The sequence below is a fragment of the Sulfobacillus thermosulfidooxidans genome (assembly GCF_001280565.1).
Classification (GTDB): Bacteria; Bacillota; Sulfobacillia; order Sulfobacillales; family Sulfobacillaceae; genus Sulfobacillus; species Sulfobacillus thermosulfidooxidans_A.
In genome coordinates, this window is the sequence record NZ_LGRO01000001.1 from 1,196,539 (window position 1) to 1,219,351 (window position 22,813).

Here is a 22,813-nt window from a genome sequence, read left to right on the forward strand (position 1 = left end):
AAAGAAGGGAAGAGAATGCTCGATACGCAAAGTATTCAGGCTATTCAATGTATTGTAGGGGAGCATAATCTGCTATATGATCCGGCCCGGATTAAAGCCTACGATTGTGATGGTTATACGGCAGAAAAAGCCGAACCGAGCGCCGTCGTCTTTCCTGAAACGACTGAACAGGTGTCTTTGCTTGTACAGTATTTTTACCAACACGGTATTGCGTTTCTTCCTCGAGGGGCGGGGACGGGGCTTAGTGGAGGAGCGATGCCCACCCATCATGAAGTCATTATTAGTCTGGTTAAGATGGATAAAATACTGAGTATTGATTATGAGAATCACCGGGCTGTTGTTCAACCGGGTTTTGTTAACTTACATTTGACTCAAAGGATTGCGAGCCATGGTTTTTATTATGCTCCCGATCCGTCAAGTCAATCAGTATGTACGATTGGCGGAAACGTCGCCGAAAATTCGGGGGGATCACATTGTTTGAAATATGGCGTCACGACCAACCATGTGGTAGCCATCAAATGTGTGTTGCCTACCGGTCAGATTGTGGAACTCGGTGAAAATTTTGGAGATGCCGTGGGCTATGATTTGCTAGGCGTCGTTGTGGGTTCCGAAGGCACTTTAGGCATAGTGACGGAAATCACTGTCAAAATTCTTAAAAAGCCAGAATCCGTCAAGACACTTTTGGCCTTGTTTGACCGTATTGAGGATGCATCAGATACGGTATCAGCCCTGATACGCCATGGTATCATTCCAGCAGCTTGCGAAATGATGGACAAACTCACACTCTATGCGGTCGATAAAAGTCACTATCATGTCGGATATCCCGATGATATCGAGGCCGTATTGCTTATTGAAGTCGATGGACTTGAAGCGGGTGTCGATGATGTTGCAGCAGAAGTCGTTCATGTCTGCACCGCCCATCATGTTCGCACCGTAAATCTTGCGGCCAACGATGCCGAAAGAGATTTATGGTGGAAAAGCCGAAAAATGGCATTCCCGGCTATTGGTCGTATTTCTAACGATTATTTAGTGCAAGATGGAGTGATTCCCCGAAGTCAATTGACTCATGTTCTTGAAAAAATTGCGGAACTTAGCCAGAAATTCGGATTGCGTGTGGCCAATGTTTTTCACGCTGGTGATGGCAATTTACATCCTCTCATTTGTTATGATGCTCGAAATCCGGAGGAATTACAGCGGGCGGTCATGCTCGGACAACAAATTCTCGAGTTGTGTGTTGATGTAGGGGGAAGTATTACCGGGGAACATGGAGTCGGTATTGAAAAGATCCAACACATGGCCTATATGTATAATCAATTCGATTTGGAGGCTCAATCACGCCTAAGATACGTTTTTGATCCTTTAGGATTGTGTAATCCAGGAAAAATTCTGCCCACGCCACAAAGTTGTGGGGACCGGCCTACACGTCATGTTGTTATGAGTATTCCATCATCTCTCTAATGCGGATGATGAGAGACTCTGGGATTGCGCAGAATAGGATGATATTCCATGATGCAGCCAAATTGTCCTCCAATGATTGCTACGTTCGATAATGAAGCGCAAGAAGGCAAAACAGATAATCTCATGACAGGGTGGGAAGAATACGAAAGTATCATAACACTTCGAAATCGAAGTGTTATGATACCGGTTCGAAAGCAGGACAACGAATGCCTTATGCGCACTATCGTCAATTTCTATGGGTTGTATTTCTCAATTACTTCGTGCAAAATAGCTGGTCCGTTCTGTTGTTATGGCGCGTGTTGGAAAAAACCCATTCAGCAGTATGGATGGCTTTTGCCCTAATGTTAGGTACGATTTCTGATGTTTTTGTTGGGTTGCTTGGACCCCAAAGAGGGGGAGGACAATCGATAGCGAGCATCATGCTCTTTCAGACTGTCATCATGGGTGTGGGCGTTATATTAGCACCATCATCTTTGGTCGGATTATTAGTTATTGCCTTAATCAATGGGTGGTTATCTGGCCGCGTTGTTCCATTGCTCCAAGCACATCTTATGCGTCATACTCCTGTGGACCACTTGCGCCATGCGTCCCGCGGTTATGAATTGGCCTCGCGTTTTGGTATTCTGTTGGGCCCGTTAGCGGCGGGGTGGGGTTTGGCAAATCTATCATTTTCACAACTTATTTTGACTGTTTGCGTAGTCCTGGCCATCGCATTTTTGCTAATCCGGCCGCTGTCTACCGCATGGATTGGATTACCGCGTCCAGTACATCAAACACAGTCTTTTCAGCCGTTTTTCTTGGCCGTACGTCAGATAACGCATGATTCGTTTCTTGGTTTGGCATTAGCGATTCGTGGGCTAAACAACCTGTTGTGGCCGGCTTTTACTTTAGGCATCCCTTTGTTGGTGCTCAAACAATGGCACCATGGGTCATTAGGTTATGGAGTTATACGGTCTACATGGGGATTGAGCACGATTATTGGTGCGGTGTGGCTTCTTCCCCGAATCCGGGCATCTCTCAAAAAGTTCTATTTCGTATCGTGGATGATGACAGGAACCGGCTTTGCCTTGTTAGCCTTAAGCCCGTCTTATTATTGGGCACTGGGCGCCGCGATGATCGGAGCCATCGCGTCTCCAGCAGTGCATGTGGCCTTAGATACCCATATTGGCGAGCATATTCCCGCGTCAGATCAAGGACATGTGTTTGCGGTCCAACAATTTGTCATGTCTGGCCTCGGAGTGATGGGTCTTGGTATTATGGCCGCATTATACAAAGTCTTTCATCCACAAACGGTTTTGATTTTAACAGGAATGGTGATGATTAGTGCTGCCGTTGTCGGATTTTTGTACTATTCTCGTCATATAGCGGGCAATCAAGCCAAGATGTCCGTATAAAACAATTTTCCAGCTCCATTCAAATTGTGATGCCCTTGCAACCGACTAGACCTCATCTGAGCAGGTATCGCATCCGGAGGCTGCCACAAGAGGCGCTGTAATGAGGCGAACATTGAAGTCGATGGGCGCTTCCCGAAAAGCATCCCAGGTTGGAGGCTTTTCCCCAGTCAATTGAGCCAACTTTTGTGCCTGGTGATACTCATGGACTAATTTGCGATCATAATCACCCGTTTGCAATGTCACGTCCCATACCGCCAAGCTAAATAAGGCCACCCCGATCAATTCTAAAATGATCACGCGAATCCTCTCCTCATTCGTTTCATAAATCCCTGGGTTGTCGTTTTACTGTGTAAAAATACACATTAGTCAAATTTAAACATATTTTGAATCCTTTGCCCATCAAAATGTCGACAAAATTCCAGAATAATTTTTCACACTGTCCCCATGCTTTGTAACCGCATGTTTTCAGCCATAGCGGATCGGGCAATAATTAGCGCTCCTCTAAACTCTGAGAGAAAAAGGAGCGCTGAATATAATCCTCGATGGAGAGCCTTGAGGTGAAATGCGAAAAAACTCGAGCTAAGGCATGATATATTCTGACTCGTTAGGCGAGTTGATAGTTACGGTTTGGCCATGAGAGTTGGTATACACAATTTGTGTGACCGGCCCCACTTGGTAGAACGCTTTATTGCCTACGATGTAACCCCATTTTTTCGCATTGCTTTCGGGTGACAAGTTCGAAAACGTGGCGGTGTTTCGGAGCACTGAGGATTTTGGCCAGTGGGCGATCACACTTTCAACAATTTTGGCAGCGCGATCGGCCGCTAAGACGCCATGATATGTTGAGGGATACCAGGGGGAGTCCGAAATGCCCCGCACAATGAGCCAGGGAATACCCATTTGTGTTGTCACATAAGCAAAGCCCATTCCTTCATTTTCGCCCGCGTCTGATGGGTACAAAGCATTTTGGGCAGCCATCCAGGATAGGGGCTCTGTCCATTGATTGGCACTCCCAATAACGCCTTCTATGACTTTGGCAGGTTGCGATCCCGACTGTTTAGGGTTGCCGGTAATGTCGCTAACGGGGGTGGTTCCCAGTACTGCTTGAGAAGACAATGCCAGCGTGGCCAGAGCTTGAGAACCTGATAACGCTTCGAAATAGACATACTCAGTTGAGAGATGCGAGGACCCATAACCAAAATTTGCCGCATTTTGGGGATTCGGTCCAACAATACCATACCCGCCAACGATCGCATGGGAATCAAGTGAATGGGGCGTAGTGAGCATTTCCAGCCCGGTATAAGGCGTAGCATCACCGTGATTATGATAATGTAATGACGATTTATCGACGACAAATCCACTCACCACAACATCGCCCACGTGTATGGAGGGATTGCGGGCACCAGCGGTACCGGCCAGCAATGCACCTTTTAAATGGAAGGTAAGAGCCATTAAGGTCATGGCAAGTTCCGCGGCATATTCTTTTTCACCGCTCCGTACGTCTACCACTGGTTGACCGGCAATTGTGCCTACATAAAATATATATCCGTCTTTGCGAATCGTGTCTTGGACTTTCATCGCCGCCAATATCGGGGCTTGTTCCATGGCCATCGGACTAATGATACCTATTCGCGGAACTTGCCAAAAATTCGATTCCTTTTGCGGCGTTGGTGTCGCAGCAGAGGATGGGGAAGAGGCTGCAATAGTGGTGATCCCAAAGGATACCGTCACCAAAAGCAATGCCATCCAGGACAATGATTTCATGCCACGTCTCCTTCATTCTAGTAGTGGGGAATTACGAACCTGGAAGATATTTTCATGGTACCGTGTTCCTCTAGGACTTTTAAGAGGCTCAATGAAAATTTGTAGTCTTGCCCAATAATCTCTCCAGTTTTCTTACAATGTGATCAATCCATAATCATTATGTTTTGTCGATCTAACAATAATCTTTGCTTTTCGACAATTATTGACTATAATACGGTGTATTCCTCACAATCACATCACAAATTTTCAAGGCATTACCTATCATTATCCTGATGATTTTGTCGACAGAAAAATACTGAATCGGGATATCTACCGATCATTTATGTACCCTTGTTTCTATATTCATTGCAAATGCTGCGGGAGGTTGTCCATGAAGAAGGTCTCACCTTTTATTCTCGGTACCACAATTCTGGGATTGCTCTCGGCTGGCTGTGGGCAGAGCTCGACGACCGCGCAATCTTCCACACCGACATCGCCAGCGCCTTCGACGGTCGTGGTGGCTTTGCCGGTGCAAACGGCGCCGAATTGGTTTTTTCCAGTCCTCGCCTCAACTGGCTTTACAGATACGAATAGCCAGATGAATTTTATGATGTATAAACCGTTAGTATATATCAGTAAAACAGATGGGATTGACTATGCCAAATCGCTGGCAACCAATATCCAATATAATAGTTCAGGCACGCGCTATATCATCACATTAGGTTCTAAATACCGTTGGTCAAACGGTCGGCCTGTTACCGCTCAAGATGTGGTATTTACTTGGGATATTATCAAAGCGGCCAGTGAAAATAATGCACCATGGTCTTATGGGGGTGCGGGGGGCGGAGGAATTCCCTCAGATTGGACAAGCGTGCAAGCTGTCGGTTCCAATAAGGTGGTGGTCACCTTAGCTCATCCGGCCAACCAATCGTGGTTTATCCATAATGGCCTCGCCCAAATTATTCCTGTCCCCAAAAGTGCGTGGGACAAGTATCCTGGTAACATGAACCAAGAACTGACCTATATCAAAAGCATTGCCAATGTCCCTACGGCTGCTCCCTTCAAAATCGTCGACGGGCCGTTTCAGTTTTCTCAAATGCAGCCCAACAATTATTGGGCGTTTACCCCCAATCCGCATTACGGCGGTAAAAAAGCGACGATTAAAAAGATTGAATTTCAATACGAAACGTCGTCGGCGAATGAATTTGCCGGCTTGAAAACCGGCACAGTTGATGTTGGATATCTACCACCATCTTTATGGGATTCCAAATCCTCCTTAAGCCATGTCGACCGATATTGGAGTGGCTATGCTTTTGGCTTTAATATGGCACGGGTTAATCAAAGTCCCGATGCCTTGGGAGGATTGGGGCCGGTCTTCAGTCAACGATATGTGCGGGCCGCGTTAGAAATGGGCATCGATCAAGAAGGTATTATTAACAGTTTCTATCATGGTCAAGGGGTCACAGAGGATGGCCCGGTGCCTTCCAAACCACCCACTCAATTTTATGATTCGGCGTTAAGCCAAGCTCCTTATCCCTTTAATCCGCAGGCTGGGAAAAAGTTGCTTGAAGAACACGGATGGCACATGGTTAACGGAGTGATGACCAAAAATGGTATTAAACTCGCATTTCCTCTCATCTATACATCCGGTAGCAACACTATTACCGACGTGGTGCAATTAGTAAAAACTGATTGGGCTAAAGAAGGCATCCAGGTTACTCTTGTGCCAGCACCGTTCGACAACGTGATTCAAACCATGCATTCGAACCCTGCCAAATGGGATGCCGCGTTTTGGGGTGGTGGGTGGACCTATCAACCCGATTATTACCCCACCGGAGGGGAATTGTTTGCAACGGGCTCTGCGGCCAATGCGGGTCATTACAATTCGGCGACGATGAATCGTCTCATCCAAGCCTCTTATGCTCCAGGTAGTCCTGCACAGACCAAAAGAGCATTATTTGCTTATGAAGCATGGGCTGTCAAAGATATACCGTATTTATGGTTTCCGTGGATTGCACAATTTAATGAAACGGCCAATACGGTCCACCATGTCGAGTCAACCTTCAACCCCATTACAGACTTGTACTATCCAAACTATTGGACGACAACAAAATAGACTGACTCCGGTAGACATACTGAACCCGCGGATTGATACCTTGTCCGCGGGTTTGCTTTCATCATGTCCATCATGACATTCTTCGTCTGCTGCCGGAGAAATCATAACGCGAATAGGGAGGTTGTCTCATAGCCTGAATTAACTAAAATCTATCCTCCGATGATTAACGATGATTAACTAAGATTTTCTCGGGGTATTCTCAGCTTTTTAAAGGTCAGCACGACGTCACGTTGACGTCACGGTAATGAAATTTGTCGATGGAGGTATTATGACCAGTACTAAGAACTCTGTTTCCTGGCCATAGCAATAGCATCTAAGAGAAGGGGTTTGAACAGTTTTAATTGAATCTATCCAAAACTATGCCATACTATCCATATGGACCGATTAGTAACGATAGGTGAAGCGTCAAAAGTGCTTGGCGTCTCCATCACCACACCCCGGCGCTGGGAAAAAGAAGGCCGTTTGCAACCGGATGCAATGACCCCCGGCGGTCACCGACGATATGATGTCGTCAAACTGCAAACTGCGTCCGGAATTATTCCGACTCCAACGCAGTGACAGAAAAACCGTCGCGTACGCAAGAGTTTCAAGTCATGATCAAAAGGAGGATTTAGAACGGCAAAAACAAGTTTTGGAAATGTATTGTGCTGCTCAAGGATGGACATATGAGGTCGTTGCTGATCTTGGATCAGGCATGAACGACCACAAGAAAGGCTTACAACGGCTATTGAATACCATTTTACCGGACGAAGTAGGCAGGTTGGTCATTACATATACCGATCGTCTCTTGCGTTTGGGAGCAGAACTGGTTTTTGCCCTTTGCGAGGCGAAAGAGGTGGAAGTGGTCATTCTCAATCAAAGCGAAGACACTCCGTTTGAAGAAGACCTTGCCAAGGATGTGCTGGAAATCATCACGGTATTTTCTGCACGCCTTTATGGTTCTCGTTCACGTAAGAATCAGAAATTGATCGCAGATATGAAAAAGGTGGTTGACGATGCGGAGAAGCCATCAAATTGCACTGGATCCTAATAACAAACACGCTACCTATTTTGCCAAAGCCTGTGGTGTAGCTCGGTTTGCCTACAACTGGGGGCTTGCACAGTGGAAGCGCCAATATGAGGCCGGTGAAAAACCCACGCAAGCTTCCCTTCGTCGGCAACTGAATGCCATCAAGCGTGAACAGTTCCCGTGGATGCTCGAAGTCACGAAAAACGCGCCACAAATGGCTTTGATTCACCTCGGTAATGCGTTCCAACGGTTTTTTCGAGGGGATGCGAAGTCTCCAACCTTCAAACAGAAAGGCGTTCATGACAGGTTCACGCTCACGAATGATCAGGTTGCCGTCAGTGACAAGCGTATACGTATTCCCCATCTCGGATGGGTACGAATGCGAGAAACCTTGCGGTTCTCTGGCAAGATCATGTCTGCCACCATTTCCCGAAAAGCAGACAAATGGTATGTCAGTATCACGGTAGACACGGAAGAGACGCCGGCGATGTGCGAAAACCAAGCGATAGTCGGCGTGGATTTGGGGGTCAACCGATTGGCTACGTTGTCTGACGGAACCTTTGTGACAGGCGCAAAGCCTCACCAGGCCCTTTTGAATCGTTTACGTCGATTGTCCCGTTCGCTATCTCGCAAGCACAAAGGCTCGAAAAACAGAGCAAAAGCCCAACTCAAATTCGCGAAGCTCCACGCAAAGATCGCCAATATCCGCCACGACGCACTGCATAAGCTCACGACCCGCTTAGCGAATCAATACGGCGTGATTGTCGTCGAAGATTTGAACGTCAAAGGAATGATGGCGAATCATCGTTTGGCAAGAGCTGTGGGAGACAGGGGCTTTCATGAGTTGCGTAGGCAGTTAGCGTATAAGACATCAATGCGTGGTGGACAACTCATCATTGTGGATCGCTGGTTTGCCTCCAGTAAAATATGTTCAGAGTGTGGGACGAAACAAAAAAATATGCCACTGTCGATACGCGAGTGGACATGCCCGGAGTGTGGAACCCATCATGATCGAGACGTGAATGCTGCAAGGAATCTGATGAAATGGGCCGTGAGTTCCACGGTGACAGCCTGTGGAGAGGACGTAAGACCTGCTATTGCAGAGGCAGCCTCAACGAAGCAGGAATTTAACGTCAAAGCTACCTATGCGTAGACTTGAGTAGGTTTGAAAGAACGGAGGAAGGTACCCCGGAGCCGGTTGCAACATTCCAGCTGGAATCCAGTGCGACGTCCCACAGCAAGCAATTGATCACGTAAAGCGGAAAAGATATCAATGCTGACAACCGAATTTTTGACTCGTCCCAAGATTTCTTCAGGATCAACGTAATAGAGGTCACTACCGTTGCCCGCAATGTCTCCTCGTAAGGGATTAGTGGACCGCCCGCCGATCCAGTTGCCCAAAATTAAACAACGGCGAACCACATTCATGAGATCACTCAAATGGTATGGTCCTGTTTGAACCACCAAACTCGCCGGAAGGGCTTGAGGAAGTTGTTTGATAGCCGGACGGTAATCCAAGGCGGTCGATGATACGTTTAGTTCACTGGCGGAAGCTTGATTTAACACGAACGATCGTAAAATTCCGTCTTGGATAAGCGGCTGCACACAAGCGAGATGACCTTCATCATCGTACAAACTGGTTCCGGCTAATGTGGGATCGCTAATTAAGGAGAAATAGGGCGATAAAACCTGTTCATCAAATCCTGTCTTCCCATGGGCTACAATGGTTGATTAAATGCGGATCGCTTAGCCGGGATAGGACGGGCAAGAGCAAGCTCATGCCTACGGTAGGCAGAAACACGATAGGACATTGTCCATCGGGGATGGCAATCTGCTTTTCTGTCCATTGTTTCTTCACATCCGGTCGCAGGCTTGGGCTGCTGACGTCAGAAGGCCCGGATTTGATCTTCAGTATAATAGCGAGGGCCCGTTCATACGGCCGGCGGGCTTGAGAGGTCCCTCCCGATCTCAACGTCGAATGGTCTTGATGTTGACCCCAAACAGATGGGCCACCTCATGACGGGTTCGTGGGCGTTCTATGGCGCATATTATACAGTTATAGGCGCAGGGGAGAAAGCTAGACTACAACTCCTTATAGAATTCCGCCATCATCTCTTTACATTACATTAAGGAATTGCTGTAACCGGTAAAGTTCTCTAACATGTGCCAAAGCGCACCTGATGGGTCTTTAACCACCTTCGATACGAGACGGATAAGCGATCAGCTCGAATATGCAGTTCCCGGTCATCTAAGGGCAGTAATTTGGGAATTTGTGACTCAACAATCCTGCGATCTTGTTCTGCCAAGACATCTTGAAACTGTTGCAGCGTTTCATCCGATAACGCATTATCATGGTATGCTAGGTGAATCACCATCCACGCCTGGGTATGCGTTGTGTCGCGTGGGGTGGCAAATAAATCTAAGCCAAAATATCCTGAAGGCGTCTTCTTGATTAGTTGGGCCGTATAAGGCCCGAGAACCCGGTAGGTATAGGATACCTCAGCAGGTTGACTCGACCCCTCCGGATTGGGCTGGAAGACCCGCACTTCAGAGGCCTCAATACCCCAAGCATATTCTTTAACCAAATAATCAACAATTTCAGGGCGGTCGATGGAACCCAATAGACCTTGATGCACGAACGAAAAGTGAGCGACATCGAGAAAATTTTCTACGACGCGGGGGGCACTCGCGGAAAAATCATAAGGCCCACAAAGCACCGTACGTCCTGGAAACAGGGGACAATCGGGTCCTTTCAGGATCTTAGGTGATAAAGTGACAAAAGCTAAGTCATGGAAGATCTGTGTTTGTAGCATCGTTAATCGCGCCCGGGGAGGAGGCGACCGATGTTGGGCTGGGATATTTGTACATTGTCCCGAGGTATCGAATCGCCATCCGTGATAGGGACAAATAATGTGATCCTGATGAATAGATCCAAGCGATAAGGGCGTTCCTCGGTGCGGACAGGAATCATATCCCGCATAAAGTTGGTGATGCGACTTCCATAAGAAAATAGCTTGGTCAAGAATTTTGATAGCAATCGGAGTGTTATCTGCTAGACTCCTCATGTCTGCCACGGCATACCACTGTGCTATTTCCATGTCCATTTCTGCCATGCTGCCCTCCAAGAAAATACCACCACTTGTCCAGAAAGCGCCTTTATCCTGGCATAGGCTCTTGGAATCTGTCTATTGGCTGTTGCCGTCTTTGTGCAAACTGACAAAAGACAGCGAATGGTTGGCAATAAGCATGATTTTAATCGTTTATTGCCAACCATGATCAAAAGAGGATGGGTGAAATTTATAGACGCCTTAGCACCAGCTAATGGTGAATGCCTAATTTATCGAGAATAAATGCATATTCCTCGGCTGTTTCCCGGATTCGGGCATAACGTCCAGAGGCTCCACTATGCCCAGCACCCATGTGGGTCTTCAATAATAATTGATGGGTATCTGTTTTCATTTCTCGCAATCGTGCCACGAACTTTGCCGGCTCGAAATATCCGACACGGGGATCATTTAATCCCGTATAGATAAAAATGTGAGGATAATCCTTGGCTTCAATATTGTCATAAGGACTGTATGATTTCATATAGGCATAGTCCTCCGGAAAATGCGGATCGCCCCATTCGTCCCATTCCAATGTGGTTAGAGGAATCGTTGCGTCAAGCATGGTGGTGACCACATCAACGAAGGGAACGCCTGGTACAACAACTTGGAATAATTCAGGCGCCATATTTAATACCGCTCCCATTAATAAGCCTCCTGCACTCCGTCCTCGCGCTGCAAGTTTTTGGGGAACGGTAAATCCATGATCAATCAGATAGCGAGCCACTGTAATAAAATCCGTAAAGGTATTACGCTTATTCATCAGTTTTCCTTGTTCATACCACCAGCGCCCTCGTTCTGATCCGCCTCGAACATGCGCCGTCGCCAAAATCACCCCGCGATCAAGCAGGGGAAGCTTGCTAGGATCAAAGTGAGGTTCTGTGCTCATGCCGTAAGATCCATATCCATAGAGAATACACGGATGTGGATCGCCTTGGAAAAGTCCCTGGCGATACACCATAGAGACAGGTATTTCGACGCCATCGGACGCCGTGACCCATAACCGTTTCTGTTCATAATTTTGTGGATCGTATCCTCCGGGTACCTCTTGTTGTTTTAAAATGGATAATTGCCTGCTTTTCGGGTCTAAGCTATAGGTAATCGTTGGAGTCAGAAAGGATTCATAATAAAGCAGAATGTCTGTAGCATCAGCATCACGATTAGGCCCCATACTCACGTAGTACAAGGATTCCGGCCACTGTAAGCGAGTTAATTGACCTTCGTGATAAATCCATAACTGCGTTAGTCCATCTTCGCGTCCTGATACGATTAAGCATTGTGCAAAAGGATACACGTGTTGCAAGTATTGATCGTCGTTGTAAGGGACAAGGGCGGTGCAATTTGGCGATGACAGTTGACTATCCGGACAGGATAATAGCGTGAAATTGCGCGCTTCTTTATTGGTCAAAACAATAAATTGATGATGCCAATGTTCGATAAAATACAAAACACCGGTTTCTCGTGGCCAAAATACTGTCCACGGTCCCTCTGGTTCATGAGTCGGTAGTACACGAATTTCATTCGTTCTCTTATTTTGGGACGTCAGGAACAGGTATTGTCCGTCTAAGGACTTCGTTAAAGATAGGGTATAAGTAGGGTCAGTTTCTTCGTACAACAGAACATCCTTCGTTATGACATCGCCGAGACGATGACGCCACAGCTGAAAAGGGCGTTGACTGTCATCAACCTTCAAATAATACAAGAATTGGCCAGATGCATCCCATTCTACACTGTGGTTCAAAAATATATTGGGAACGCTATCCGGAAGAAATTGGTGATTACGCAGATCCAAGATACGTAGTGTGTACCGATCTGTCCCATCGTGATTTTCTAAGAACGCCAAAAGCTGATGATTGGGACTGACTTTTTGTACCGTAACGCTGAGAAATTCGCCAGGTTTTGCTAGACTATTCACATCAAGGATAATTTCTTCAGAAGCCTGTGCTAATTCTTGGCGTGTGTTGGCCCTCTTCCGAGCATAGATGGGATACTCTAAATTGGCAACCACACGCTTGTAATAAAAATACGGGCCATCTTGCACCGGTATTTCAGAATCGTCTTCGGCAATGTGCGAGCGAATCTCCTGAGTAAGCTTTTCTATCAAGGACTCCAGAGGCTTCATGGCCGATTCAAAATATTGATTTTCCTCTTCTAAATACCTTATAACTTCTGGATTATTTCGTTCGCGAAGCCAATAATAGTCATCAGGACGGATGTCACCGTGCAACTGATGCCAATAGGGTTTCTTTGGGGCTTTTGGTGGGTTAACCATATTTTTGATTATCCTCCCGTTATGTGTCGCTTATCTGTAAATATGTCTTGTATAGCTTCGTGATGATGCCCAAACATTCCTGCTAGATTTCCCATTAAAGATGCACAAATCAAGCCAAGGAATGCGTGGAGGCTGAAATTCATGCGAGGTCCTGTCTTATGATTCTCTTACAAATTCTATAAGTCCAGGACCATGCAAAACGGCCGGAAGAAAAAAGTGCAAGTCCCACCTACAATGCTTGAGCCTTAACGCATCAGGTCCATGCGAAGGGGCATAATGAGGATGACATTTCATGGCATGTCGAGGAGGCTGTTGGAATCGTGAAACCCCAAAATCGAGACCAGTCCCATGAAAAGCGCCATTGTGGGCGCCGCTAACGATAATGAAACCGACTCCGCATCGTCATCACCGTATTTCACTGTCAGGCTATCAATACATTTTAACGTGCCTTAAACGCGCTCGTCCCCAATCATGGCATTGCAAGCGAACAAAGCACCGTCCCTCTATTTACGGTCTTGTCGAAAAACATTTAGAGTGGTGGCGAACATATCTCAACGGCGATGATCTTACGCCCTCACAGCGGTATTATGCGAATCGACGGTTTATGCATTATTGGATTATTCTGTTGCGGAATCATTATTATCCCGATGTTCCTTAGTCACCCCCCAACTCATCAAAGTGGCTTCAGCCCGTCATAATGAGCTGAAGCCATAATTTATCGCAACCTCACTAAGAAGAATATCTATTGCGCCTTAGCTTGCATCACTGATAGTTCTTGGGAAGAATTCCGCATAAGGATAAAGAAAAGCAATCCCGTGAAAACTGGTCCGAAATATGCGCTTAAATCTGCGCCCCCAAACCAATGCGTTGACAAAGGGCTGACCCACAAAGCCGAGTTAACGGTCCAAAAAGTGGCGAAAGCCCCCACAAATAAGGCAATCAAAGCCCGCCAATTCACGCCTCCACTATACCAATACGCACTACGGGGTGAAGAATCCACGAGATCGGCGCTGTGATATTGGCCCTTGTACATCCAATAGTAAACAAGATAAATGGCCGTCCACGGTCCAATGACCAAAATATTGAGACTTAAAAAGTTCTCAAAAAAGTTCACGAAGCCTGGTGAAATAAATAACGCATATAATGCAATAAGTGTGCAGATGGCCGCATCTACGATAACAGCAACATACCGCTTCATCCGAATACCCATGGACAAGAAACTCATTCCTGAACTATACGAATTCAAATAATTTGCGGTGACATCGCCAAGAATCACGACAACGAGAAAAGGAACAACTGCCCAAGTCGGCACTGCATGCGTGATTGCTAGGACAGGATTTTGTGCATAGGCTTTGGCATTGATAAAGGTTCCCAACAAAATGCCTAATGTCATCACAATAAATGATGCAACACCTCCGCCTAAAAATGTGAACCAAACAATTTTTTTGGATGACGTGTCTTTCGGTAAATACCTGGAGTAATCGGCAGCAAAATTGGTCCAGCCCCACACAGTCGAAATTAATCCAATAGATAGGGCAAGAACAAAAGTGGGGAATGGTCCATCGGCAGCCATAGATTTCACGGAGGGGGAAAAGCCCCAATTTACATGGGGAATTACACCGATAAGTAATAACACTCCACTGACGGCTAAGGCATAGGCAAGAATCCGCTGCATGAGCACAACGGTCGCATGACCAAATAAAGGCACAATATAGGTCAACGCAATGGCGACGATCAGGGCAATAATGGTTGGTACAGTCCCGGAACCGGGGCCTCCCATGATTTGTGACAAGCTCAACAAGGCATAGACCGTCAAAACCATGGTTACTGCTTCCCAACCAACGGCCGAAAGCCAACTAAAAAACGCGGGAACGACATTGCCTTTGACACCAAATGCCGCCCGAGAGGTTGTCAGAGTGACAGTACCTGATTTTGGCCCAGTGGCTGAAGCCCAACCTAAAATAGCAAAGGAAATCGAACATAAAACAGCAGCAACGAGGGATTCCCATACATTGAGACCAAGGGCAGTGAATAACTGTCCGATAATCACTCCAGTGAAAGTTAAAACAGCAGCAAACCACACAAAAAACAGTTCTTTGGGTGTACCATGGCGTTTATTCGGCGCAATAATGCCGATGCCTTCGGTCTCAATCTGAAACGCCTGATCATTTTGAATCATTGGATCAGATGCCACCCCATCTCCCCCTTTTCTCATTATTGTTTTTAACATAATTACGCGGTGTCATTCAAAATTCTAACATATATTAGATGCATCCGATTAAAAGTCTTACATTTTTGGAACCGTATCCAATTTTTTTGCCAATAACCCGTTTGTTTTACTGATCGATAGCAGGAGGATGAATGAGAAACCGATAAAGTACGTCAAAAGAGGGAGGGGGTACTATGGGATGTTCAAAGATTTGCCGAACCAAAACTTGCATATGCCGGGACAATATGACGAAGATAACGACAAACATGCCCAAACTCAGAAGAAGCCATAGATTTAATGTGGACGGCGAAAGGTTTTTTAAAAGAATAAGCCATAAAATCGTCTGACCTAATAACATACTGTAAAATGTATAAACAGTACGGTATACATTTTGCCATTTTTTAAGCCACGCCCATCCTTCTATACTGGATGATTGCCACCGGTACGGCCAGTCACCTTGAAAATGTAGACGGACAAGCCGGTTAACGGCATAGACTCCTTGAAGAATCATGAGAATTTGTAGGAGGAGCATCCCGTCACTTCCTCTCTTTCATATAGAGTAGATTAACGTGTTTTTGGTGCCGTGCCTATTATTATCTCTACGATTAATTTTCCCGGAGGTTGTCTCGAATCTGCACAAGCATCGAGGCTTGATGCTTAAAGAGCGCAATTTCTGTAATTAGAAGACAAAACATCGGGATGTTCAAGATTTTTCGACAAAATCTGAATGACACAACCTGTCATGCTATGCATAATTCATATTGGTAAAGAATAGGAGGAGAGTCTCTAAATGTCCAAACCCGCTTCATCACCTGTACCTCGACAAGCTCGTGAACTAGCACAAGCTCGTTCATTGGCTGCCGGTGGTGATGCCATGATCGAAGTGGCTATCGCCCTGTTAATTCTTCATAGAACCCATAGTCCAGCGGCTCTGGGTCTGGTGCTCTCAATGCCCTGGTGGGCGGGCATTGTCAGTCATTTAACAAGCACAGCGTGGATTGATCGTGTATCCCGTCGCGTAGTCTTGATTTGGGGAGATATTTTGCGTGCGGTCATTGTGCTCGCTATTGCGATCATTCCGTCATTAGTCGGCGACACCATTGGATATTTTTTGTTGTTTGGAGTGGCGGCTCTTTATAACAGTGCATTTCAAGCGATGACTCCTGTCTTATCAGGCAGTCACCTAAAAGGCATGATAAGTCTCATTCAACAATGGGAATCATTAGCTAGTGCAGCTGCTTATATTATCGTGAGTGTGGGCTTTGTCAAATCGAATACTATTCCATGGATATTTGCACTGGCTGCCATATTATTTATTCTTTCCGCAGTGCGTATTGGTACCATTTCAGTAGACAAAGCATCATGGCTACCTCATGAAGATCCCTCCGCTATGGCGACATCCACACAACAACAATATCGTGAAGCTTTTATCGCTTTTCAAGCCAACCGCACGTTGTCGTTATTAACTGTCATTAGCTTTTTTGGAGCAGCTCTGGTGTTTGGTGCCAATGTGTTAACCGCCCCCGCCATGCGCCGGGTGTGGCATCAGCCGACCGCTCGATATGGGTGGGCTTTGTTAGCGATAGCCATAGGACAATGGCTAGGCGGACGCCTAATCGGTACTCCCAAAGTGCAGCAATTAACCTCCAAAGGGCGAATCATTATCGGATTTTCTGGCTTGTCCTTAGCATTTTTCGCGTTAGGAACGTGGCATTTTATTGCGATTGCTATGGTTATCTTAGTCCTAGCCGGAATCGCTAATGCGGTGGCATCACGCGCCATTTCTGAATGGATTCAAACATATACACCAAAACATTTGTTGGGACGAGTGATGTCTTTACGAGGTTTATTTTTAATTACCGGTGCAGGACTCGGTACGCTACTTGCTGGAGTGGTGGCAAATCATTATGGAGTAATCACCACATTTTATTCATGGGCTGTATTAGGAGTATTCATTGTCTCTGCAACGGTATTAATTCCCTTCAATCATGTGACAGAATCATCTACATCCCAGCGTGCTTTCAAATAGCCTCACTGACGACTACGCCCCAAAATCTAAAAACTTATTATTCCCATTCATAAGCAAGAGCGTTCACGGTCATAATCGTGAACGCTCTTGCTTGTTTTATAGGGCGTTAAGGCCTTGGCATGTGTAAATGATTATGCCACGTGATGTCGCCCAGGTTGTTCATGTTCGCCTGATGCGTGACGGATGGCAAAAATTTGCCAAAGTCCAACCGCCAAAACCACGAACCCCATTACCATCGTAATCCATAAGGCGCCAACAAATCGCTCAAAGTGGTAAAAGAAGGGCGTCAAACCCATATACAAACCCATCAATGCGAGTAGGTAATAGCGCCATATCATGCCTGCAGTGGTACGCAATGCCCACAAGCTTCCTGCCAAAATGAAAAGTCCTAAAATAATTGCGGTGGTAGTATAGGCGCTGGAGTGCATGGGATTAAGGGCCCACGCTGAAATCATGAACCAAGCACCAACAACCGCCATAACGATGTTTCGCCAGGTCATAATCTCCACCTCCTTACCCTTAATCAATCGGTTTTAATGATTCGAAGAGAACGAGGTTCAGGGCTTTCGCCCTAACTTGTATTTATCATAAGAATACGGCATGGAAAAATTTGATAAACGGCAATAAAAGGTAAATAAAGTCAAAGACAACAAAAAATTAAGAAAAACATCGGTATTTCGCATTAAAACGGGATTTTTTTGTTTTTTTTTCAATGAGAGGACCGGACCATTGCCGTTAAAAGTCACGACACGTGTCTTTTCCAAACAACATGTTTTTAAGCCAATGTGGATTTCCCAATCCAAGGAATATCAAGAACGTCACGAGTTGCCTTTAAAGGCGTTCAGAGCAGAGAGGGAGGAAGTGATGCATATTTTTTAACACCACGGAAACTCTATGCCAATAAAGGCATTGCACAGGAATTGAGGGGCATGTACAATTGGCTGTTCTCAGCAGTTTCCTTCTTTACACGGGTTTCTTAATCCTAATAACTCGGCGAAGCGATATGAAGACCATCCCTATTGAGGCATTTCGAGAAGGCAATCGGCAGCTTGGATCATGGACAATCTTTCTCATGGTTACCGCTTTATGGAGCTCGTCCGTGATTGTCGTCGAGATTGACACGGCATACCGCTGGGGCGTGGGAGCCATCTGGTATGGGATTAGTGTTGGTCTAATGTCCCTCTTGGTTTCTCTATTAATTCCGTGGTTTCTCCGCCATCATTACGTTTCCAACAGCGATTTGTTAGGACAACGATTTGGGGGCACTGTCCGACGTTTAACCGGCATCGTTATTGGGATAACCTTTCCTATTTTTGCATTGTCCAATGCCTTGGCCGCCGGAGCTCTCGTGCATATCTTGCTGCACTGGCCGCTTTGGGTGACACTATTGATTACGACCGCGTCATTGGTAGCCTATATCCAATTTGCCGGCATAATGTCCCTAGCCAAGACACAAGGCATGAATTTAGCGATGGTTATTATCTCGCTCATATTAGCTGGCATAAAACTTGCCCAACAGGTTCGTCACCATCACGGGCCATTTCTTGATATTCCGAGGCCGACATTTTGGCATCTCTTCGGAATTAGCCATGGGACCATTTGGGTTTGGTTTGGCATGAATATTTTAAACGTGTTCTCCGCTCAAGCAGAAATTCAAACCGTGGCAGCATCGAAAACGCGTCTCGCTGGCCAACGCGCCATTTGGTTATCAACGGCCTTACTCATATTAATTACCATCATTAGCGTTTGGCTAGGCATTCAAGCCCGCATATTAATGGGGTATTCAAACCAAGACGGTTTAATGGCATTTTTTAATCTTATACTCCGAGGTAGTTCATCAGGTTTTGATGTGATTTTCAGCTTAGGTGTATGGGCCTTGGCCCTCACTTGGTGTGGACCATTACTTTTTTCAGGAGCAATTAGCGTTGGCAGCGATGTCATCAACCGTTCCCGCAGTGTGCGCACGCTTCGCTGGGCCCTAATTATCGAAGCCATATTAATGGTGTTATATACCACGATGCGCCCTGATAATATTGCATGGTGGCGTGTGTTTGGCCTGACTCTTCGTAATGCCGCGGTTGTCGGGCCAACAATGGCTGTTATTCTATGGGATGATTTAAATCCCACCGCTGTGACAATAGCGATTATAGGCGGTATTGGCGTGGGATTGGGTTTTAATGCGTGGACAGATTTTTCTGTGACACATTTTGTCTGGGGCATTAATCCAATGTGGACCGCCGCCACAACCAGCTTTATTATTCTCGCACTTTCCCGTTTGTTGACGCAGCATCAATATGGCTCTGCATTCGCAGGGACAGGACTTTGGCTTTTATTCGCCATACTCTTGATTAAGGCAGAATACAAAATATTTTCTCCTGGTCTTGCCGGTCTCGGACTCTTAGTATTGGGCATGTCATTTATGATTTTTGCCTGGTGGCGAACGCGATCCTCTGACTCACCTGACATCGCGACTTCTATTCTTAAGCCCGAAGGGCACTAGAAGCCAATTAACCAGCGATGGGTCACATGACACATCTTCACACATGAAGAGTCTTGGGATGACTGAGCACGGAATAGCGATCACAACTGGTGATGTGATCCATCACCACACCAACAGCTTGACAATAAGAATAACACACTGTAGGCCCCACAAATTGAAATCCCCGGCGTTTTAAATCGCGACTCAAGCGGTTGGACAGTGATGAATAAGGGGGTATTTGATCACACGACGCATATTGATGAATTTCTGGAATGTAGTGAACAAATGACCATAAATATTTAGCAAACGATCCCCATTCCGCTTGGACCCGTATAAAAGCCTTCGCATTATTGATTGCCGCTTGCATTTTTAACCGGTTACGAATTAACAGCGGGTTCGATAATAATCGTTCCATATCAGTATGATTAAATTGGGCGACAAGTTCAGGGATAAAATCACCAAAGGCTCGCCGAAATTCCTTGCGTTTTTTGAGCACGATCAGCCAACTTAATCCGGCTTGCATACTCTCCAACACTAGCATTTCAAATAGTTTGTTATCATTTGTAACCGGAACCCCCCATTCATCATCATGATACGCTTGATATAAGGGATCCTTTTTGGCCCAACGACAGTCTGCCATCGATAACCCTCTCCTAATCTCAAGTACCTATATACTTGCGCCTTCTTACCGCCGAATACTCCGTCGTGGCAGACTCTGACCTTAGGCGAACGTATATCACCATTTTGTGCGTGGATTAGTGAATCATGGACCATTTCCAGGTCCCTTCGCACCGATAACATACTAAATGATTTTAATTGTTCAATGAAAGAGCGTGTTGAGAGTAGCGTTAGTGGTTATTTGCCCACTTATGATGTGTGATCTGGCAGTTCCAGGTTAAATAACCTACGGGCATTTAAAGTTGTTTGCCATGCCCAGTCGTGCCGATAAGGAAAAGTGTGATTTAAGTAATGGACCAGTTCGGCAATGTCTTTTGGTTCACTGACTGATTTGTCAGGATGATGAGGCCACGGACTGTCTGTCTCGAGTACGATACGCGTAGGGGGAAGCAACGACCATAAGAATTGATCCCGCTGACGCCAAATCATATCCGGAGTCACGCCAACAAAATATTGGCGATGCACAATTTCTATGATAATTTCTTTAGGCGCTTTCAGCCAGTGAAAGACAACGCGATGCAAATTAGGGAACTCTTCTAAAATCCTTAGCATTGGTTCAGTGCTGGCATGAACAGCATGAATAATGACCGGAAGATTTTTGCGTTCTGCCCATCCCAGCTGAATATATAGCCCGTCCCAATTCCGGTTGAATTCCTGCCGTGTTAAAAATCGGTAAGTTGGCAACCCTATTTCGCCTATAGCAGCAATGGGTTCTTGCTCAAGAAGATGAGCAACTTCTTGAATATCATTTAGCGAATAAGGATACTCGGGATGCAATCCAATACTGCGTAAAAAACGTAAACCAAGTGGCGCCAGGATTTTAAGGCTTTGCGATTGCTGGTAATAGGCTTTAGGCCCTGTTGCAACAAGTACCCAGTGCGTGACACCGCGGTCGACCGCGCGTTGTCCGACATCTTTGAGATAATGAATTTGTTCTACATGTACATGTGTATCCCAAATTTCCATAACTGCATTATGGCATATTTATTGTAGGAGATTCAGAACATAATCCACTGAAAATTTATTGAACAAGGAAGGATTTTTGAGATGGACGATAGCGAACTGCTTCAGATTCAACAAGCTACGATTATGTGCCGTCAATGTCCTCGTCTTGTCCATTGGCGAGAACAGGTCGCCACCCAAAAGATCAAGCGGTTTCGCGATCAAGAGTATTGGGGGAAGCCACTAGCTGGATTTGGCGATCCTCATGCTCAAGTCGTCATTATTGGTCTTGCCCCTGCTGCTCATGGTGGCAACCGTACTGGTCGTATGTTTACGGGGGATGATTCGGCAAGTTGGCTAATCAATGCCTTATATGAGACAGGATTTGCCAATCAAAGAACAAGCGAACATAAAGATGATGGATTGGTGCTAAACCATGTGTATATCACGGCTGCAGTGCGTTGTGCGCCACCACAAAATAAACCTACGCGCCAAGAAGCTGCCAATTGTTTTCACTTTTTGGTTGAAGAGCTGGACGTTCTTAAACCTCGAATCGTAATAGTTCTCGGCCGCTTTGCTTTTGAAGCTTTTCGCCGATATCTTAATAATCGCGGCATAAACACCCATGCACTCAGCTTTACTCATGGAAAACAAGAAACTTTGACGATTAATTCTCACACGCTTACTTTGTTAATGTCTTATCATCCTAGCCGCCAAAATACGCAGACGAAAAAATTAACCCGCGACATGTTTCTAGAGATTTTTCAACGAGCGCAAAACATTTTACATGACCAAGCCCGTTGTTATTGAAAACCCAATAATATAAGCACTATGCACAAATAAAAATCTAATTTGTTTGTCAATTTATGATAGTATGATGATAATTATTGGCAATACAATCCATGCTTTGCGTGCGTTCACTGCTAACTTTTTAACACCTTAACCCTATGTGGCGTTATGCACAACTTCTATAAGGTAGGAGGGTGAATGATGGTGGATAACTTTAGTGAATTTGAACGGTTATTGGCGCGTTATCAACTTGCATGGGAACAATGGGATTGGGCAGACACTTTGCATCAAGAGCAAGCCAACGCCGAATTAACTGCGGCTGTGACGGCTCTTAATACGTATATACAAGAACAAAAAGGGTTGAGAGGGATCCCAACCCGTTCTCGTCATCATACAGTTCTCTATCCTCGATTTCGACGTCATCAGGTCTCATAAAGTCAAAGACTTCTAAATTTGGCCAAGTTGTTCCAGACAAAATTAGATTAAAAACCACCCATAGGCATCCTCCTTGACTTCGCGTATGATGTTTTGGGACATACTATGTCCGCATGTGTATATTGCGCTCATCTATGCGACAGTGGTATTGAAGGA

General features: G+C 45.8%; 19 protein-coding genes and 1 pseudogene. 10 read left to right on the plus strand and 10 right to left on the minus strand.

What is annotated here, in order from left to right; all coding sequences use genetic code 11:
- The first annotated feature begins 15 nt into the window (after positions 1-15).
- Positions 16-1,458 (plus strand): FAD-linked oxidase C-terminal domain-containing protein, encoded by a 1,443-nt coding sequence (locus AOA63_RS06110; protein WP_139061507.1) that lies wholly within the window; start codon positions 16-18, stop codon positions 1,456-1,458.
- Positions 1,459-1,664: 206 nt separating this feature from the next.
- On the plus strand, positions 1,665-2,852 hold the full coding sequence (locus AOA63_RS06115) for an MFS transporter (RefSeq protein WP_053958870.1): 1,188 nt from the start codon (positions 1,665-1,667) through the stop codon (positions 2,850-2,852).
- A 45-nt stretch (positions 2,853-2,897) separates the two neighbouring features.
- Here the strand turns inward: AOA63_RS06115 and AOA63_RS06120 are convergent, their stop codons facing one another.
- Together AOA63_RS06120 and AOA63_RS06125 are read right to left on the minus strand one after the other, a co-directional pair.
- The gene (locus tag AOA63_RS06120) at positions 2,898-3,149 is read right to left on the minus strand and encodes a hypothetical protein (RefSeq protein WP_053958871.1); all 252 of its coding nucleotides are present in this window, start codon (positions 3,147-3,149) and stop codon (positions 2,898-2,900) included.
- Positions 3,150-3,431: 282 nt separating this feature from the next.
- On the minus strand, positions 3,432-4,616 hold the full coding sequence (locus AOA63_RS06125) for a 5'-methylthioadenosine/S-adenosylhomocysteine nucleosidase (protein ID WP_053958872.1): 1,185 nt from the start codon (positions 4,614-4,616) through the stop codon (positions 3,432-3,434).
- A 370-nt stretch (positions 4,617-4,986) separates the two neighbouring features.
- On the opposite strand from AOA63_RS06125, the gene AOA63_RS06130 reads away from it, so the two are divergent.
- The 3 genes and pseudogenes from AOA63_RS06130 to AOA63_RS06140 all read left to right on the plus strand — a co-directional run bounded on the left by AOA63_RS06130 (position 4,987) and on the right by AOA63_RS06140 (position 8,873).
- Positions 4,987-6,711, plus strand: a complete 1,725-nt coding sequence (locus tag AOA63_RS06130; protein WP_053958873.1) for a peptide ABC transporter substrate-binding protein — start codon at positions 4,987-4,989, stop codon at positions 6,709-6,711.
- A gap of 375 nt (positions 6,712-7,086) precedes the next feature.
- Positions 7,087-7,741: pseudogene (locus AOA63_RS06135) on the plus strand (IS607 family transposase).
- Positions 7,707-8,873 carry an RNA-guided endonuclease InsQ/TnpB family protein gene (locus AOA63_RS06140; protein ID WP_053958874.1) on the plus strand — a complete coding sequence of 389 codons (1,167 nt, stop codon included), beginning with the start codon at positions 7,707-7,709 and terminating at the stop codon, positions 8,871-8,873. The pseudogene AOA63_RS06135 and the gene AOA63_RS06140 overlap by 35 nt, the downstream one beginning before the upstream one ends.
- On the opposite strand, the gene AOA63_RS06145 is transcribed toward AOA63_RS06140, so the two are convergent.
- The 3 genes from AOA63_RS06145 to AOA63_RS06155 form a co-directional block, all read right to left on the minus strand.
- The gene (locus AOA63_RS06145) at positions 8,864-9,445 is read right to left on the minus strand and encodes a metallopeptidase TldD-related protein (RefSeq protein WP_082343785.1); all 582 of its coding nucleotides are present in this window, start codon (positions 9,443-9,445) and stop codon (positions 8,864-8,866) included. The genes AOA63_RS06140 and AOA63_RS06145 overlap by 10 nt on opposite strands.
- 431 nt (positions 9,446-9,876) lie before the next feature.
- Complete coding sequence (locus AOA63_RS06150) at positions 9,877-10,833, minus strand: aromatic ring-hydroxylating oxygenase subunit alpha (protein ID WP_053958876.1); 957 nt, start codon at positions 10,831-10,833, stop codon at positions 9,877-9,879.
- A gap of 205 nt (positions 10,834-11,038) precedes the next feature.
- Positions 11,039-13,096 (minus strand): S9 family peptidase, encoded by a 2,058-nt coding sequence (locus tag AOA63_RS06155; RefSeq protein WP_053958877.1) that lies wholly within the window; start codon positions 13,094-13,096, stop codon positions 11,039-11,041.
- 382 nt (positions 13,097-13,478) lie between these two features.
- On the opposite strand from AOA63_RS06155, the gene AOA63_RS06160 reads away from it, so the two are divergent.
- On the plus strand, positions 13,479-13,754 hold the full coding sequence (locus AOA63_RS06160) for a hypothetical protein (RefSeq protein WP_053958878.1): 276 nt from the start codon (positions 13,479-13,481) through the stop codon (positions 13,752-13,754).
- 84 nt (positions 13,755-13,838) lie between these two features.
- Here AOA63_RS06160 and AOA63_RS06165 read toward each other — a convergent pair whose 3' ends face one another.
- Entirely contained in the window at positions 13,839-15,290 is a 1,452-nt protein-coding gene (locus AOA63_RS06165; RefSeq protein WP_197648380.1) for a purine-cytosine permease family protein, read from the minus strand.
- Positions 15,291-15,432: 142 nt separating this feature from the next.
- On the minus strand, positions 15,433-15,837 hold the full coding sequence (locus tag AOA63_RS06170; RefSeq protein WP_053958879.1) for a hypothetical protein: 405 nt from the start codon (positions 15,835-15,837) through the stop codon (positions 15,433-15,435).
- A 258-nt stretch (positions 15,838-16,095) separates the two neighbouring features.
- On the opposite strand from AOA63_RS06170, the gene AOA63_RS06175 reads away from it, so the two are divergent.
- Positions 16,096-17,334 carry an MFS transporter gene (locus tag AOA63_RS06175; protein WP_053958880.1) on the plus strand — a complete coding sequence of 413 codons (1,239 nt, stop codon included), beginning with the start codon at positions 16,096-16,098 and terminating at the stop codon, positions 17,332-17,334.
- Between the two features lie 131 nt (positions 17,335-17,465).
- Here AOA63_RS06175 and AOA63_RS06180 read toward each other — a convergent pair whose 3' ends face one another.
- Positions 17,466-17,834, minus strand: a complete 369-nt coding sequence (locus AOA63_RS06180; RefSeq protein WP_082343786.1) for an SPW repeat domain-containing protein — start codon at positions 17,832-17,834, stop codon at positions 17,466-17,468.
- A 503-nt stretch (positions 17,835-18,337) separates the two neighbouring features.
- On the opposite strand from AOA63_RS06180, the gene AOA63_RS06190 reads away from it, so the two are divergent.
- Positions 18,338-19,834 (plus strand): hypothetical protein, encoded by a 1,497-nt coding sequence (locus tag AOA63_RS06190; RefSeq protein ID WP_053958882.1) that lies wholly within the window; start codon positions 18,338-18,340, stop codon positions 19,832-19,834.
- 37 nt (positions 19,835-19,871) lie between these two features.
- Here the strand turns inward: AOA63_RS06190 and AOA63_RS06195 are convergent, their stop codons facing one another.
- Both AOA63_RS06195 and AOA63_RS06200 read right to left on the minus strand, forming a co-directional pair.
- Entirely contained in the window at positions 19,872-20,453 is a 582-nt protein-coding gene (locus AOA63_RS06195) for a DNA-3-methyladenine glycosylase I (protein ID WP_053958883.1), read from the minus strand.
- Positions 20,454-20,680: 227 nt separating this feature from the next.
- Positions 20,681-21,457 (minus strand): TatD family hydrolase, encoded by a 777-nt coding sequence (locus tag AOA63_RS06200; RefSeq protein ID WP_053958884.1) that lies wholly within the window; start codon positions 21,455-21,457, stop codon positions 20,681-20,683.
- Between the two features lie 81 nt (positions 21,458-21,538).
- Between AOA63_RS06200 and AOA63_RS06205 the strand changes: the two genes are divergently transcribed.
- Together AOA63_RS06205 and AOA63_RS06210 are read left to right on the plus strand one after the other, a co-directional pair.
- The gene (locus AOA63_RS06205; protein WP_053958885.1) at positions 21,539-22,243 is read left to right on the plus strand and encodes a uracil-DNA glycosylase; all 705 of its coding nucleotides are present in this window, start codon (positions 21,539-21,541) and stop codon (positions 22,241-22,243) included.
- Between the two features lie 177 nt (positions 22,244-22,420).
- The gene (locus AOA63_RS06210; protein ID WP_139061508.1) at positions 22,421-22,657 is read left to right on the plus strand and encodes a hypothetical protein; all 237 of its coding nucleotides are present in this window, start codon (positions 22,421-22,423) and stop codon (positions 22,655-22,657) included.
- The last annotated feature ends 156 nt before the right edge of the window (positions 22,658-22,813 follow it).

Excerpts from the sequence above, each read along its gene's own strand:
- AOA63_RS06115 (WP_053958870.1), top strand. The coding sequence starts at position 1,665 with ATGCCTTATGCGCACTATCGTCAATTTCTATGGGTTGTATTTCTCAAT.
- AOA63_RS06175 (WP_053958880.1), top strand. The coding sequence starts at position 16,096 with ATGTCCAAACCCGCTTCATCACCTGTACCTCGACAAGCTCGTGAACTA.
- AOA63_RS06160 (WP_053958878.1), top strand. The coding sequence starts at position 13,479 with ATGAAACCGACTCCGCATCGTCATCACCGTATTTCACTGTCAGGCTAT.
- AOA63_RS06155 (WP_053958877.1), bottom strand. The coding sequence starts at position 13,096 with ATGGTTAACCCACCAAAAGCCCCAAAGAAACCCTATTGGCATCAGTTG.
- AOA63_RS06210 (WP_139061508.1), top strand. The coding sequence starts at position 22,421 with ATGATGGTGGATAACTTTAGTGAATTTGAACGGTTATTGGCGCGTTAT.
- AOA63_RS06170 (WP_053958879.1), bottom strand. The coding sequence starts at position 15,837 with ATGCTCCTCCTACAAATTCTCATGATTCTTCAAGGAGTCTATGCCGTT.
- AOA63_RS06205 (WP_053958885.1), top strand. The coding sequence starts at position 21,539 with ATGGACGATAGCGAACTGCTTCAGATTCAACAAGCTACGATTATGTGC.
- AOA63_RS06110 (WP_139061507.1), top strand. The coding sequence starts at position 16 with ATGCTCGATACGCAAAGTATTCAGGCTATTCAATGTATTGTAGGGGAG.
- AOA63_RS06130 (WP_053958873.1), top strand. The coding sequence starts at position 4,987 with ATGAAGAAGGTCTCACCTTTTATTCTCGGTACCACAATTCTGGGATTG.
- AOA63_RS06150 (WP_053958876.1), bottom strand. The coding sequence starts at position 10,833 with ATGGCAGAAATGGACATGGAAATAGCACAGTGGTATGCCGTGGCAGAC.
- AOA63_RS06190 (WP_053958882.1), top strand. The coding sequence starts at position 18,338 with ATGAAGACCATCCCTATTGAGGCATTTCGAGAAGGCAATCGGCAGCTT.
- AOA63_RS06125 (WP_053958872.1), bottom strand. The coding sequence starts at position 4,616 with ATGAAATCATTGTCCTGGATGGCATTGCTTTTGGTGACGGTATCCTTT.
- AOA63_RS06195 (WP_053958883.1), bottom strand. The coding sequence starts at position 20,453 with ATGGCAGACTGTCGTTGGGCCAAAAAGGATCCCTTATATCAAGCGTAT.
- AOA63_RS06200 (WP_053958884.1), bottom strand. The coding sequence starts at position 21,457 with ATGGAAATTTGGGATACACATGTACATGTAGAACAAATTCATTATCTC.
- AOA63_RS06140 (WP_053958874.1), top strand. The coding sequence starts at position 7,707 with ATGCGGAGAAGCCATCAAATTGCACTGGATCCTAATAACAAACACGCT.
- AOA63_RS06180 (WP_082343786.1), bottom strand. The coding sequence starts at position 17,834 with ATGACCTGGCGAAACATCGTTATGGCGGTTGTTGGTGCTTGGTTCATG.